The organism is Candidatus Schekmanbacteria bacterium RIFCSPLOWO2_02_FULL_38_14 (assembly GCA_001790855.1).
Classification (GTDB): Bacteria; Schekmanbacteria; GWA2-38-11; order GWA2-38-11; family GWA2-38-11; genus 2-02-FULL-38-14-A.
Map to the genome: position 1 here is coordinate 115,042 of MGDH01000009.1, position 14,634 is coordinate 129,675.

At 30.7% G+C, this 14,634-nt stretch carries 14 protein-coding genes; 5 read left to right on the top strand and 9 right to left on the bottom strand.

What is annotated here, in order from left to right; translation table 11 throughout:
* The 6 genes from A3H37_09085 to A3H37_09110 form a co-directional block, all read right to left on the bottom strand.
* On the bottom strand, positions 1-846 hold the full coding sequence (locus tag A3H37_09085; protein ID OGL51197.1) for a polysaccharide deacetylase: 846 nt from the start codon (positions 844-846) through the stop codon (positions 1-3).
* 65 nt (positions 847-911) lie between these two features.
* A complete protein-coding gene (locus A3H37_09090; GenBank protein OGL51198.1) occupies positions 912-2,255 on the bottom strand; it encodes a hypothetical protein in 1,344 nt (447 codons plus the stop codon).
* Positions 2,256-2,353: 98 nt separating this feature from the next.
* Positions 2,354-2,821 (bottom strand): hypothetical protein, encoded by a 468-nt coding sequence (locus A3H37_09095; GenBank protein OGL51166.1) that lies wholly within the window; start codon positions 2,819-2,821, stop codon positions 2,354-2,356.
* A gap of 188 nt (positions 2,822-3,009) precedes the next feature.
* Complete coding sequence (locus A3H37_09100; protein ID OGL51199.1) at positions 3,010-3,684, bottom strand: hypothetical protein; 675 nt, start codon at positions 3,682-3,684, stop codon at positions 3,010-3,012.
* Positions 3,685-3,873: 189 nt separating this feature from the next.
* The gene (locus A3H37_09105; GenBank protein OGL51167.1) at positions 3,874-5,394 is read right to left on the bottom strand and encodes a hypothetical protein; all 1,521 of its coding nucleotides are present in this window, start codon (positions 5,392-5,394) and stop codon (positions 3,874-3,876) included.
* Between the two features lie 257 nt (positions 5,395-5,651).
* On the bottom strand, positions 5,652-6,473 hold the full coding sequence (locus A3H37_09110; protein OGL51168.1) for a hypothetical protein: 822 nt from the start codon (positions 6,471-6,473) through the stop codon (positions 5,652-5,654).
* A 324-nt stretch (positions 6,474-6,797) separates the two neighbouring features.
* Between A3H37_09110 and A3H37_09115 the strand changes: the two genes are divergently transcribed.
* From A3H37_09115 to A3H37_09130, 4 genes are read left to right on the top strand one after another with little or no spacing between them, the layout of a single operon-like run.
* Positions 6,798-8,210 carry a hypothetical protein gene (locus A3H37_09115; GenBank protein ID OGL51169.1) on the top strand — a complete coding sequence of 471 codons (1,413 nt, stop codon included), beginning with the start codon at positions 6,798-6,800 and terminating at the stop codon, positions 8,208-8,210.
* Between the two features lie 33 nt (positions 8,211-8,243).
* Positions 8,244-8,462, top strand: a complete 219-nt coding sequence (locus A3H37_09120; protein ID OGL51170.1) for a hypothetical protein — start codon at positions 8,244-8,246, stop codon at positions 8,460-8,462.
* Positions 8,463-8,497: 35 nt separating this feature from the next.
* Complete coding sequence (locus A3H37_09125) at positions 8,498-9,964, top strand: hypothetical protein (GenBank protein ID OGL51171.1); 1,467 nt, start codon at positions 8,498-8,500, stop codon at positions 9,962-9,964.
* 24 nt (positions 9,965-9,988) lie between these two features.
* Complete coding sequence (locus A3H37_09130; GenBank protein OGL51172.1) at positions 9,989-10,738, top strand: hypothetical protein; 750 nt, start codon at positions 9,989-9,991, stop codon at positions 10,736-10,738.
* A 55-nt stretch (positions 10,739-10,793) separates the two neighbouring features.
* Here A3H37_09130 and A3H37_09135 read toward each other — a convergent pair whose 3' ends face one another.
* Both A3H37_09135 and A3H37_09140 read right to left on the bottom strand, forming a co-directional pair.
* On the bottom strand, positions 10,794-11,399 hold the full coding sequence (locus A3H37_09135; GenBank protein OGL51173.1) for a hypothetical protein: 606 nt from the start codon (positions 11,397-11,399) through the stop codon (positions 10,794-10,796).
* Between the two features lie 13 nt (positions 11,400-11,412).
* Positions 11,413-11,934 carry a hypothetical protein gene (locus A3H37_09140; protein ID OGL51174.1) on the bottom strand — a complete coding sequence of 174 codons (522 nt, stop codon included), beginning with the start codon at positions 11,932-11,934 and terminating at the stop codon, positions 11,413-11,415.
* 73 nt (positions 11,935-12,007) lie between these two features.
* Between A3H37_09140 and A3H37_09145 the strand changes: the two genes are divergently transcribed.
* The gene (locus A3H37_09145; protein OGL51175.1) at positions 12,008-13,984 is read left to right on the top strand and encodes a hypothetical protein; all 1,977 of its coding nucleotides are present in this window, start codon (positions 12,008-12,010) and stop codon (positions 13,982-13,984) included.
* Between the two features lie 41 nt (positions 13,985-14,025).
* On the opposite strand, the gene A3H37_09150 is transcribed toward A3H37_09145, so the two are convergent.
* Positions 14,026-14,631: a hypothetical protein gene (locus A3H37_09150; GenBank protein ID OGL51176.1), complete on the bottom strand. Its 606-nt coding sequence runs from the start codon at positions 14,629-14,631 to the stop codon at positions 14,026-14,028.
* Between the last annotated feature and the right edge of the window lie 3 nt (positions 14,632-14,634).

Here is a 14,634-nt window from a genome sequence, read left to right on the forward strand (position 1 = left end):
CTATTCAAAAACTGTATTTTCTATTACACTTTCAAAAGAAGTAAATCTAAAATCTTTTATCAGCTTGCAAAATTTGGTTTCAGTTTTTTCTAAATTTAAATAATGTCTGAACTTTTTAAAATAACTAGCTTTAATCTTAGGTTGTCCAGGATCGAATTCCCACGGATGAACATAAATTATAGCAAATTTGTTTTCAACTAAATTTATTCTTTTTATTCCCCATTGTATAAATTTATAAGGGAATAATCTAAAGTATCCTCCTCCTGCAATCGGAATATTGTAATTTAAGACTTTCACTGTGGAAAGAGGAAACTCTAGGATTCTCCCTACTCCTTCTCGTTCCACATAATGGGGATTTCTAGGAAAGTTAGGAATTCCATATCTATCATGATGAATTGGAAAGATACTTGAATCATATTGAAAGCCCATCTCAATCAAAATATCTAATGCCCAAAGTGAATCTTTTGTTATAGAATAAGTAGGTGCTCTATAGCCTATAACTCTTTCACCAATTAAATCTTCTAAAATAGATTTTGCTCGTTTTGTATCTTCCTTAAATTCTTCCTTTTTCTGCGCAAATATCATCTTGTGCGAAAAACTATGGCACCCAATTTCATGCCCCTGATCTTTTACTTCTCTTACAAGATTTTTATATTTCTCAGCAACCCATCCTAAGAAAAAAAAAGTAGCTTTAGTATTTTCCCTATTTAAAAGTTCTAGCAAACGTCTAGTATTTTTTTCAATACGGCTATCAAATTTACCCCAGTCATTGAAATCTACATAATTCTCGAAAGCTGTAACATGAAAATAATCTTCTACATCAACAGTTAAAATATTTGTTAGTATGTTTTTATTATATGAACTACTTGTTTTAATTTTTTTTTCATTAAAATTATTCTTACTTTCATAATTCATGCCATTTCCTTACTCATTATCATAACCTGAATGGTTTTAAAATATATATATAGATCTAAAACTAAAGAAATATTCTGAATATAATATATGTCATATTGCAGTTTTTCCAAAGTATCTTCAACCGTAGAACCATACCCATATTTTACCTGTGCCCATCCTGTTATTCCTGGCTTAACAGTAAATCTTAATGAGTAATAAGGAATTTGCTTTTTAAGTTTCTCTACAAAAAATTGTCTTTCAGGCCTTGGACCGATAAATGTCATCTCTCCCTTTAATACATTGATAAGCTGTGGGATTTCATCAAGTCTTGTAGGTCGCAACAATTTTCCAACTCTTGAAATTCTTGAATCATTTTTTTTAGCCCAAACCGGCCCTGATATCTTTTCTGCATCAGATTTCATTGACCTAAACTTTATAAGTTTAAAAGGCTTTTCATTAAGCCCGATTCTTTCTTGAACATAAAAAACAGGACCAGGAGAATCTATTTTTATCAAAATAATTATAATAATCATTAATGGAATTGCTATAATTAACCCAACAAGAGAAAGAATCACATCAATTATTCTTTTAACTTTAAAAACAAAAGAATTTCTCACGCTTTCAAAACCGCTAGAAAAAATAAACCAAGAATCTCTAACATGTTTTATTGGAATTTTGCCTGTAATCTTTTTATAGAAATTAGGCATTTCAGTAATCTGAATACCAATCAACTTAGATTCCAAGAGAGCAGATATTAAGTCCTGATGTTTTTCCTCATATGCAGAAACAATAATTTTACTTATTTTTTCTTTTTTAACAATGTCAACTAGATTATATCTATTGCCTATTATATTAACTCCCTCAAATCCATTACTTTGAGAATTTCCATTTTTATCACTTATTATCCCTACAATATTATAAGAAAATACTGGTGATTTATGTATTTCTTTTATTATTTCCATTATAGACCAATCACTTCCTACTAAAAGAATATTTTCTGGAAGCATTGGTTTTTTTGAAATCAAATAAAAAATATACCTCCATAATAAAAATAAAATAATAAAATTAATACCCCATAATATCAAAAATCCTCTAATAAGTTTAAGATAAAAAACATAACTCAGAATAACAGCTGCAACAATTCCAGTAGCGTTTACAGCAATTATCCTAATTAAATACCTTAGCTTTGTAAGACTTAAATTTATGTCGTAATATTCAAAAAAATACAATACTACTAAATATGTTACTAACAAAATTAAAATCTGAAGCCAGTTTTCTTTTGTTTTTTCATAATCTCCGGTTCTGATTCTAAATGATAAAATAGCAGTAAAAAATATAACTAAAAAATCACCCAAAAACAGTAAAAGACCTAAGAGCTTCTTCTTATTTATAGGAATATTTGATATAGAAACCATTTATAAACTCAAAATATAACAGCAACTAAAATTTAAGATATAACTTATTTCCAAAAGAGGGCAAGTATTACCCCAAGGATAAGCCATAAAGGGATAGAGATAATTATTGTCAAAAGCATACCCTTGAAAAAACTTAACTGACTTTCCATCTGCCTTTTCTCAAGAGCTCTGTTCAATGACATCTCAAGTTCTTCAAAATTTATAGGCTTTTCCAAAAAGTCATATGCACCTAGCTTTATTAATTCTACTGCGGAAGGAACAGACCCATAGCCTGTCAAAACTATAATGACAGCATCTTTATCAATAATTTTTAATCTTTTTACAAAATCTTTTCCATCTAAGTTCGGCATTCTCATATCTGTAATCACTAAATCGTAATTGCTTTTTTTAAACTTTGATAAACCTTCAATTCCATCAGAAGCTACATCAATTTCATGCCCTAAAGATGAGACTAGTTTAAAAATTGCCATCTGCATTGAAGTATCATCATCTACAAAAAGAATTTTACCCATAACAACTCCTACTCTTTCTTTTATTTTCTTACTTTAATTAGGTCTTCTATAAAAAGGATAGCTAAATAAACATTTAAATTTATTTAAAAATTAAGTTTTAAAAATCCTCTTTGATGCTTTTAAATTTTTTAAGAACAAAAATAAATTATTTTTTCGAAAGATTAAGCAATCAATTATATGTTATAATTCTATTTTGAATACTCAACATATCCATAAGCATAGCTATAACGATATGGATAATAAGGTGAAATTCCACTAATATTGTTTAAAATAATTCCTAAAATATTAACATTTTTCAAAAGGGAAAGGCCATGACTTATGACATCCCTTGGTGTTCTTCCTGCTTGTACTACAAGAAGCACACCACCGACATAAGTGGCTATAATTCTTGGATCTGTTGTTGAAATAATTGGCGGAGAGTCTATTATAACATAATGATTTTTCCCTTTAGACTCTTCCATTCTTAAAAAATCTGTCATTTTAGAAGTTGCTAACAATTCTGAAGGACTTGTCTGAGGTTCTCCAGCTGGAAGGATAAACAAATTATCAATTTTTGTCGGGACAATTAATGAATCTAGCTCTGATTCACCCTTAAGATAGTCCACTAACCCACGATTACCTCTAATACCAAATATTTTATGGATTGAAGGTATTCTCATATCTCCATCAACCAAAAGTACAGAATTTTGACGGTTATGAGCTAATATTATCCCTAAGTTACAAGAAGTTATACTTTTTCCTTCACCTCTTATGGAGCTTGTAACAAGAAAAGTGTTTATCGATTTGTTTCCAGATTCTGCTAATAGATGTGTCCTTAAACTCCTATATTGTTCAATAACAGGAGACCTAGGGTCTAAAAACATTACCAGATGTTCATTATATTCATCAGGTAAATCTAAGATTGTTTTAATTTCTTTTTTCTTGTCTGAAACTTCAGAAAAAAAATTTTTGATTTTGATTAAACCTTTAAGTTTAATCAATTTATTCAAAACTAAATTTATCTTTTCCATAACTCTATTGAAATATTGTTGATAAAAAATATAATTTTTATTTTATGGATTATATTTTAGAAATTCAAGGATTATAAGAGCAAAAATACAAATAAGATATATTATTCCTATAATGCCTCCAGTCAGATTAACTTTCTTTGTTATTTTGATGTCGGTATCAGTTAATATTGTTGGTATTGTCCCTATGATTGGGATTTCAAAAAATTCTTTTGCTTCATTTAAATCTCTGATTGAATGATCAAAGTATTCCAATAGCACAATAACCCCAACTCCTACTCCAACACCAAAAAATAGTCCTAATAAAATTATCCTTGCTCTGTTAGGTTTAATAGGATTTATTGGGATTCTCGGTGGATCTACTATTCTAAATTTCTCTCCTTGTTCATCTGCCTGTAGCTCCTTTGATATTCTTGCCTCTTCTAAACGCCTCAAAAGCATTTGATATATTTCTTCATTTACTCTATAATCTCTAGTAATTCTAGTTAGCTCTTCTTCCTGTTGAGGTACTCCCTGAGCTTTTTGTTGATATTCTCCAAATTTCCTTTCAAATTCATTTATTCTTGACTGATAAGATGTTATTTCAACTTCTATCGAACTTAAATCTTCCTTGATCTTTTGGTATACAGGATTTGGCAATGAAGTTTCTGGATTAAGCATAGCCTCATTGCTCTCTTTTTTATCCTTTGAGGTTAATTGTTTTTTAATTTTTTCTATCTGCTTTTTTATTCTTACTACTTCAGGATATTTATCAGTATAATTAATCAATAAACTTTTGAGTTGTTCTTCTAAATATCTTAATCTATCCTCAGTATTTCCAAAAGGATTTATGAAAGGTTTTTCTTCTTTGAGCTGTTCGAGTAATTTATCTTTTTTTAACTTTGCAATATTCAAAGACAATCTCGCTTCAGCTAAAGCTGCTTCATAGCTAGACAACTTTGATAAGTTAGTATTTATTTCTCCAGGAAGTTCTCCTAAATGTTTTTCTTTAAAACCTTTTAATGTCGCTTCAGATTTCTCTAAATTTTTCTTGTATTGATCCAGCTGGTTATTGATAAAAGTAAAAACCGAATGAGTTTCTGATCTAGATTCAGTTAAGACTGATTCAACAAAGTTGTCTATTAAAGTCCTTATCACAAGCATACAGATTTTAGGTTTTGCATCCTCGTAAGAGATTTCAAAAAGATTGACCCCTTTTACATTAACACCAATATTATCCCTCATTTTACTTATTAAATTTTCTAAACTGCTAAGTCCTTTTAAATTTACATCAAGGTCAAGTTTTTTTATAATATCTATAAGATTTCCTGTGCTGATAATCCTCTCTTTAAATGTTCTAACTTTGCTAACCATTTCATCTCCAACAGCTTGTTGGCCAACAATATTTCTTAAAAGATTCTGTCTCTCAATCAATATTAGACTTTTAGAAACATATACTTTAGGGAGGAAATAACTTATAATAGTGGTAACTGTTGTTATTATGAAAAAAACTGTCAAAAAATGAATCCTTCTTTTATAAAATATCTCTAAGTAGTCTCTTAAGTCTATTTTGTCTTTTTTTACCATCTTATATTCTGAACCTATTCAAAAATAAAGACCAAACACCTTACTAGATGAGAGGAAAATGTTGTCATCATATTCACCACTAATGCTAAAAAAACCTTTCAATGTTAAATTTGCCCCTTGTGTGTTAAATGGAGTTAAAAGTAATAAAAAAAGAATAGAGGAAATATTGTAAAAATATTTTTTCTCTCAAAAAGAATGTCTTTGTAAGAAAAATTTTGAATCTTTTCCCTCTTGAATCAATCTATCGAAAGACTTAGCTAGAAAAACCCTTCTGGAACAATTACAATATCTCCGGGATTTATCAATATATTTTTATCTATTTTTCTATCTTCTATTATATCTTTCATTTTCACTTTAATCTCCTCACTTTTATCACCTTTTTTACGTATCACTTTTGTTGCATTCTGGCTTGCAAAATCTGTAAATCCTCCAGCATCAAGAATAACATCCAAAATTGTCATCCCTTTTCTATAATTAATTGTTTTTGGATTTTTGACTTCCCCAACAACTGTTATTCTCCCACCATAATTATCATGAATAAAAATTGTATCATTTGGTAATAGGTCTATATTCATAGAAAGATCATTTTTCTCTATCAAGTCAACTAAATTTATATCATTTTTTTTGTTATTTCTAAGTATATAGGACTTTTCTAAATCTATATTATTAGTTCCTCCGATTTGTGCTAAAAATTGTAATAATGTTGTTTCTCTTTTTAATGTAAAAGCTCCAGATTGAGGTCCGACACCGTCCACAAACACATATACTTTAAAACTATTTATTCCTCTTACTATTACAGTTATATCAGGAGCTTCTATAAAATCTTTTAGTTTTTCTGTTATTACATCCCTCAACTGTAAAGGGGTAAACCCTTTTGCCTGAATATCATCTAATAGGGGAAGCGATATTTTACCGTCAGGTCTGACTACTACTTCTGTACTCAGTTCCGGATTTTTCCAAACTGAAATCTGTAAAACATCCTCTTCTCCAATAATATAATCAGAAGCTTCTACTGAAAAATCAATTTTAATTAAAGTGACTATCACAGTAATTGTTAATATAAACTTTACAAACTTCATAGCTCAATTAGGATTTGAAATTAATATGTTGCTTCTGTAGGTCTCTATTTTTATCGAAATCTACATTACTACCATTAAATTATTAAACAAAATCTTGTTGCAAATTAATAGAATCAATGACTTTATTTATTATAATATTTTAGTAATTCTTTAAGTCAAGAGCTATTTATTATATAAACTATAATACTATTTCATTAACACAAACAAAATATATATTGAAAATTTACTATATTTGCTTTTTAGAAATTAAATCATTATGATTAAACTTAATATTTTATTTAATTAAAAGTTAAAACAGTTGAGCCGACACTATTAATTCGAATTATGAATAAAGATAAAAAAGTAATAATTTTAGGTGCGGGTCTTGCAGGATTGTCCAGTGCCTGGAAATTATCTGAAGCAGGATATGATGTTGAGGTAATAGACAAGAAGCCTGAAGTAGGCGGGTTGTCCGGCACTTTAAACTACAAGGGATTTCTATTTGATTACGGTGGTCACAGGTTCATTACTAAAAACCATGAGGTCTTAAAAGAGATAAAAAAACTGCTTGGCAATGACTTCTGGCTCAATCATCGGAAAACCCAGTATTTTCTATGGCATAAATATCTGAATTATCCCCTTGAGCTTAAGGACATGCTTCTGAAGGTGAACCCGCTGATTTCAACAAAGGCGATGCTGGATTATTTCTGGACAGTTCTCAACAACAAAATTAAACCGGTAAAAGAAGAATCTTTTGAAGATTGGGTAGTCAACAGATTCGGCAGAACGCTCTACCTTACTTTTTTTGGCCAATACACAGAAAAAGTATGGGGAATATCACCAAAAAAAATTGATAAGGAATGGGCATCTCAAAGAATCAGCTTACTTAATTTAATGGATGTTTTAAAAAAACTGATCTTCAAGCCCAGAAATCAGCCAAGAACCTATACCACAGAATATTACTACTGTACCGACGGCATTGGTCAGATAGCATCTAAAATGGCTGAGGCAATAATAAAAAATGGCGGAAAAATTCATCTTAATTCAGAGGTCTCAAGATTAGAGCAAAATGGTAAATTAATCACTCGTGTGTATTTTGAAAAAGATGGTGTGGAGCACCAGACAAACGCTGACTGGGTTTTATCAACAATCCCTGTGAACTCCTTTGTTCTGTATTTAAAGCCTGGAGTCCCTCCGGAAATAAAAGAATCTGCTAATCATCTGCGATTCCGTTCAATAATGTTTTTAAATCTTTTAATAAATAAAGACCTGGTTACAGAAAATGACGCCCTCTATATTCCGGAGCCAAAATATTTTTTCTTTAGAATCGAGCAATTCAAACTCTGGAGTGCAAAGATGGCTCCTGCAAACAAAACCTCCCTTTCACTTGAAATAAGCTGCTTTGACGGGGATGAAATCTGGAATGAAAAGCCTGAAATAATTTATGATAAATGCCTCTCTGGCCTTAAAGAAATGGGCTTAATAAACGGCGAAGGGCTAATCGAGGACTATTTTATTGTAAAAGAAAAAGAAGTTTACCCTGTTTTTGAAATCGGCTACAAAGAGAACATCAATGCTATAAGAAACTACCTTGACAATTTTGAAAATTTGATTTGCTACGGCCGTCAGGGCAATTTCCAATATATCCATATGCACCATGTCGTTGATATGGGCTTCCGGGTAGCAAAGTTTTTTGAAGGAAAGTTCAAAAAAGATGAAATCACAAAAGTCGGAACTGATAACGAATATTTTGGATAACTTGCTTCAATCTCAAATGAGGTTTTGCAAACAGTGTTTTCTGCAATAAATACTTTCGAGAATTTAATTTGCTGTGGAAGACAGGGACTCTTCAGATACAACAACATGGATCACTCAATAGAAATGGGACTGTCAACTGCTGAACACATACTCTTTGGTTTGCCAAGAGATAAGATATATAAAGTTGCTGATGAAGATGAAATTTTTGAGCATGAAGGAAAACAAGCTCACGTAAATACAAAAGAATTCTGAATTTGGAAGACTTTGAAGATTAATAAGGAATTAAAATGAAGGTTTTATTCTATGCAAGAGGCTCAGAAATATTTGGCATCGAGTATATCTCAGCAATATTAAAAGATACTGGACACCAAACAGATATTATCTTTGATACGGGTCTTGATGATAATCTCTACTTTAAAAATATCTTTATCAATCGTGAAAAATTCTTTCGAAAATTAATTAGAAAAACCCAGGATTTTAAACCTGACCTCTTAGCTCTCTCTTTTGTAACCAATGTATTTCCACTTATTCCTGAATTAACTGAGCGCTTCAAAGAAAACTTTGATATTCCAATAATTGCAGGAGGTATCCATCCAACTCTTCTTCCTGAAGAAGTCTTAAAAGTTAAAGGTATAGATATGGTTTGCGTTGGAGAAGGCGAAGAAGCAATGTTGGAATTAGTTAATAACATGGAGATGGGAAAAGAAGATCTTACAATAAAGAATATCTGGTTTAAGATAGATGGTAAAATTATAAAAAATGAGCTTCGTGATTTAGTGGCTTTGGATAATTTGCCAGTTCCAGACAAGGATCTTTTTGCTCCCTTTTTCTGTTTTTCTGACACTGTCCATTTAATAGCTACTCGAGGGTGCCCTTACAGGTGTACCTATTGCTACAATCATATCTACTGGGAAATGTATAAAGATAAAGGAAAATTTTTGCGGCAACAGAATGTTGAAAAAGTAATAGAGGAGCTTTTAATTTATAAAAAAAAATATAATCCTCAGAATTTTTTCTTCCAAGATGATACCTTTACTTTTAATAAACCATGGTTAAAAAGTTTTTCAGAATTATATAAAAAAAATATCAACAGGCCTTTTTCTGTTATTTCACATCTTGAAAGAATAGATGAAGAAGTCTTAGAATATTTAAAAGCTGCAAACTGCAGTACTCTTTTTGTCGGAATTGAATCTGGGAGTGATAGAATACGAAAAAAAGTCTTAAATAGAAATATCTCAAACGATGATATAAAAAAGAAAATGAAATTAATAAAAAAATATGCCATGAAAACTGTTACATTCCTGATGTTTGGTTTGCCTCATGAAACTGAAAAGGATATGTGGGACACCGTAAACTTAATAAAAGATGTAAAGCCTAATTATGTAGGTGCTGGTACTTTTTATCCATTTCCCAAAACAAGTCTAACAGAATATTGTGTCAAGGAAGGTCTCATAGATCAAGAAACTATCCTCAGTATTAGCCTAGGGCTTGGTACGTATTCAGAAAAAACTCTTCTGAAGCAAGAAAATGCTGAATTAGCAATAAACCTGAAAAATTTAATAGCGTTTTCCAATTGGCTCCCCAGTCCATTCTCCCCCCTACTTAAAATCTTAGCTAAAACAAAATCCAAATGGCTGATGAAATTAATAAAATTAATATGGATTATTACCATGCCTTGCAAAAGTCCTTTGTATAAATCCAGGCTAAAGGAATATTTAAAACAATTAAAATTAACCATATTTGATATTTCTTAACACACTATATCTTTAAAAAAATAAATGATATATATATTGCTCCCAGCATATAATGAAGAGAAGGCAATCTGGAAATTGATAGAGAGGGTAATAAATCTCAGGAAGAATTCTAATCTTTGCCTTTCAATCTTAGTAGTTGACGATGGAAGTACAGACAATACAGCCAAAGTATTAGATAATTTCAAAAAAAATATTTCCATCGAAGTAATATCCCATGAGAAAAACAAAGGTCTTGGCGAAGCCCTGAAATCCGGAATCCTTTTTCTCCTCACAAAACTCGCGGATGATGATATAATAGTCACAATGGACTCTGATAACACCCATAACCCATCCCTTATTCCCCTGATGGCTAATGAAATAGGTAAAGGCTGTGATATTGTTATCGCATCAAGATTTCTGGGAGGGGGTAAAGAAATCGGTGTTCCTAACCTGAGAAAATTTTTAAGCAGATGTGCCAGAATGATTTTTAATCTTCTTTTCCAGACCCGGAATGTAACTGATTATACCTCTGGCTACAGGGCTTTTAAAGCTGCTGTTATAAAGAAAGCATTTGAGAAATATAAAAGTAATTTGATAGAGGAATCAGGATTTACTGCTACAGTAGAATTACTTTTAAAACTAAGGTCTATTGGTGCCAGAATAAACGAAGTCCCTTTAGTTCTCCGTTATGACTTTAAAAAAGGAAAAAGCAAGCTAAAAATAGTAAGAACAGTTTTTAGATATTTATATATAATAGTAAAATTTAGTTTATCAAAAAAAGCCGGGAAACCCTGACCATCCTGACCCATTTCAATACTTTTTAGCTTTGCGCTTTCAGTTTTAAGTTTCTTTACTGTACCATCCCATTAGAAACTAAATAATCATAAATTGTTTTTGCAACAAGTTTATGTCCCTCTTTATTCCAGTGAGAGTCTGAAGGAAGGAAAAGGTCAACTTTTTTCTCGTATTCACGCTGAGAAGGTAAAAGATCAAGAAAAGGGATTTTATTTTCTTCTGTAAAATTTGCCAGTTCATCATTTATCCTTGTTACACTGTAATTTGCGGGATTCTCATGGTACCGGATTAACTCCTTTGCAAACGATCCCTCAAAGACCTGGATTCTGTTAGGAATTAAGAAAATTAATGACTTCCCTCCTATCTGTTTTTCTAAAGAGTCAATGCCTTTTAGAAATCCTTTTGTTTTATTCATTGCCTCTTCAAGCTTAGAAGGATATTTCTTTAAATAAAATTTCATATCAAAAGGAATCCCTGAATTTTCCCAGGGCTTTTTTTTAAGGCCTTTCTTAATTAATAAGTTATTAACTCTATCCTCAAAAAATTCGTATGCCCTGCTATTCCTTTCTAAAAAGTTTTTGCGTCTCTCTTTTTGCTTATGTTCAAAAAGATCGAAGAGATAACCATCTTTAACTGTATAATGATTTATAGCCCCAATCATAACATCCTCTACGTCATATCTGAATATAAAAAGCTACTATTACTAAATCAGGTTTTAATTTAAATCCCCATTCCTTTAAATAGTAGTATTCCTGGTCAGTCCCGTAACCCATAACGCCTGCGTTTATAACCTCATATTTTTTGCCATCATTTTTTTCCCCTAAAATCGATTCTAATTGTTTAACAAATGTGTCCTCAAACTCTACCCCGGCCCCGAATGTAAAAGAATCACCAAGAACCAGTATCCTAAAAGTATTTCCTTTTTTTCCTCCGTATTCATAATCCCTGAAACCAAGAGAGTTTGTCTCAGCTTTTGCTATATAATTTCCATCAGAATCAAGGAAAACTCCTTTAAAATTTTTAACAAGTTTATAACCTCTTTTTTTATCTGTTTCATAAAGTCCTTTTGGGTGCGGAATGTATGTGTATCTATTTTTCAAAAAAAATCTAAGTACGATTTCGAGCATTAAAAAGCAGAAGAGCAATGAGGATAATATTAAAATTACATTCTGAAAGGCTTTCTCATATTTGGTCATAGTTTCCTTTTGGAAAAATACTTGAATAATTTAGGTAAATAGTATTAATGTCTAAAAATCAATATATTTTACAATGGATAAAGAAATCACAAATAGAAATAGTATAGAAAAATTAAAATATTCTTTAATTATATCAGGCATTGTCATTTCAGCAATCCATCTAATCAGTCCATACATTCCTTTAAAGTTTCTTTGGGGATTTAATTTTTTCAGGTTCATCTCATTACCATCACAAATAATTCTTTTTATTCTTGGAATTTTAGTTTCAATTTCTTATTTTAATGAACTGATAAGTAAATTTTTAATTTTTATTATAGAATACTTTAATAAAATTTTTAATAAAATTTCCACTAAGACACTCTATATTATTATATCCTTCCTTTTTTTCATTATTTTCTGGATATTCCGCTCAAGAAGACTTTATGGAGACGGTGTTTTTGCCGGATATGTCATTAAGGATAAAGTGTATTTAACAATTGATGGCTTATATAATTCAATATTTATCATCTCCCATTTTTTAATATCCCATGCATATAAAGCAGTGCTTAGACTTGACTATCCGTATGGATATTTTGTCACTTTCGCTTTAATCAACTGCATTTTAGGAAGCTTCTTTATTGCCGCACTTCTCTTCATATGCAAAGAACTCTCAGATAACATCTACAGGAAATTTTTTATTTTTTCCTTAATAATTTCACAGGGAGGAATTCAGATCTTGTTTGGTCATGTAGAAAGCTATACAGTACTCTTAACAGGAGGAATATTTTTTATACTTCTGGCATATTATTATATCCAGGGTAAGATTAATACATTCTTACCTGTTTTTACTCTCATCATAGCATCTATCCTTAAAATTACCACTATACAGTTATACCCTGCTTTAATTATCTTGGTTTTTTTAAAACTGATAAGAAAAAAAGATTTAAAATCAATTTATGAATTATTTTTAATATTGGGAATACCTCTTTTAGGGCTATTTACTTATTTAATAATGGCTTGGAAAACAGGAAAATTAAAGCTCTTTCTTAATTTACTCTTTTTTGCTGATAACTTTTTCCCCTTAATAAATCCAAAATCCCATAATCATTTATATACCCTTATCTCTTGGGATTATTTAATAGTCTTTATCAATGAATTAATCTTAATATTTCCTATGGGAATATTACTGGCAATTTTTCCCCTATTTTTTTACAGAAAAAAAATAGAATATAAAGATCCATTTTTTATATTTCTTTTAAGTTCGTCATTTTTCTGCCTTCTTTATAATGTCATCTCATATCCAATCTTAGGACCATTCAGAGATTGGGACAAGTATTCACTCACCTTTCTCCCGGTAAGTTTATTAGGAGTTTATTTATTGAATAAATATGTGAAAGAAGACAGACATTTCTTCTCAATAGCTTTACTGGTTCTGACTTTTTCACTTATCCATACGGTCCCCTGGATACTGGCTAATAATCAGAAAATTTTAACATTAAAACCTGAAACCGAATATACACACATAAGGGATTATCTGGCCGGAGAAAATTATTTAAAGTCTTCTATCAGATCAGTAGACAATAATAATATTAAAAATAGAAATGCCCTTAAATGGTTTACCTTAGCGGCAAAATCTGATGTAAATTTAGGAGGAGATAATGATGAAATTGCTTTAAGATATTACCAAAAGGCAATTAATGAAAACCCGAATTTTGCTGAAGCCAGAAACAATCTTGGAGTAATATATGATAAGATGGAAATGTATAATCAGGCATCAGATGAATTCAGAAAAGCGTTGGAAATAGACCAGAATCTAGCGGAAACTCATAATAACCTGGGCATCCTCTTTGCAGACTGGATGTGGTGGAATGAAGCTTATTCTCATCACAAAAAGGCAACTGAACTGAATCCGAATTTGGCACAGGCTCATAATAATTTAGGAATAGACTATGCAAATGTGGGAAAGTATAAAGAGTCTATAGAAGAATTTAAAAAGGCTCTGGAAATAAGTCCCGATTTGGAAATATCCAAAAAATACCTTGCCCTGATTTCAAAAATAATAAAAAAGTAGTTACCAATTCTCTGTCTGCCTACCAATGCTGACTGATAAAATCAGGCAGAAACTTCTGCCAGTACAATGACCCAGGGAAATGGAGTTGCTATCTTTAAGATTTTAAAACCATCATTTTTTAATAATCCAAGAAACTGTTTTTTTGTCCAATTTTGCAAATGTTCAGGGTCGTTTCCGAATCTGAAAAAATTTTTACATCGCAAAAAATTTGAAATCCTAAAAAGTGGTTCATGGGGAATACTTATAAGAGCATATTTACTTGTAATATTCTTAACTATTCTTAAAATCTCGTCAGGCTTTTTCATATGTTCTAATACCTCAATTAACATCACAAGCTCAAAAGACTTTTTTTCACATTGAAAATTATTAATATCACACTCAATAAATTTTGCTCTTGGATTTAAATCCCGGGCTAAATCCAGCGCTTTAGTATCTATATCCACCCCTGTAATTTCAAGATAAGAATAAAATTTAGACAATTTATTGATTACAAACCCTTCTCCACACCCAAGATCTAAAACTTTTTTAACATCAATAGTACCAACCATTTGCAAAATCTCATTTAGGAATCTATCTAATAATATTTTAACAAATGGGTTCTTGCTCTGGTATTTCTGAAGGTTGCCATAAGACTGGTGGGATATCACAGA

Coding starts and splice junctions, on each gene's coding strand:
- A3H37_09095 (OGL51166.1), bottom strand. CDS start 2,821: ATGGGTAAAATTCTTTTTGTAGATGATGATACTTCAATGCAGATGGCA.
- A3H37_09100 (OGL51199.1), bottom strand. CDS start 3,684: ATGTTTTTAGACCCTAGGTCTCCTGTTATTGAACAATATAGGAGTTTA.
- A3H37_09105 (OGL51167.1), bottom strand. CDS start 5,394: ATGGTAAAAAAAGACAAAATAGACTTAAGAGACTACTTAGAGATATTT.
- A3H37_09110 (OGL51168.1), bottom strand. CDS start 6,473: ATGAAGTTTGTAAAGTTTATATTAACAATTACTGTGATAGTCACTTTA.
- A3H37_09115 (OGL51169.1), top strand. CDS start 6,798: ATGAATAAAGATAAAAAAGTAATAATTTTAGGTGCGGGTCTTGCAGGA.
- A3H37_09125 (OGL51171.1), top strand. CDS start 8,498: ATGAAGGTTTTATTCTATGCAAGAGGCTCAGAAATATTTGGCATCGAG.
- A3H37_09130 (OGL51172.1), top strand. CDS start 9,989: ATGATATATATATTGCTCCCAGCATATAATGAAGAGAAGGCAATCTGG.
- A3H37_09135 (OGL51173.1), bottom strand. CDS start 11,399: ATGATTGGGGCTATAAATCATTATACAGTTAAAGATGGTTATCTCTTC.
- A3H37_09140 (OGL51174.1), bottom strand. CDS start 11,934: ATGACCAAATATGAGAAAGCCTTTCAGAATGTAATTTTAATATTATCC.
- A3H37_09145 (OGL51175.1), top strand. CDS start 12,008: ATGGATAAAGAAATCACAAATAGAAATAGTATAGAAAAATTAAAATAT.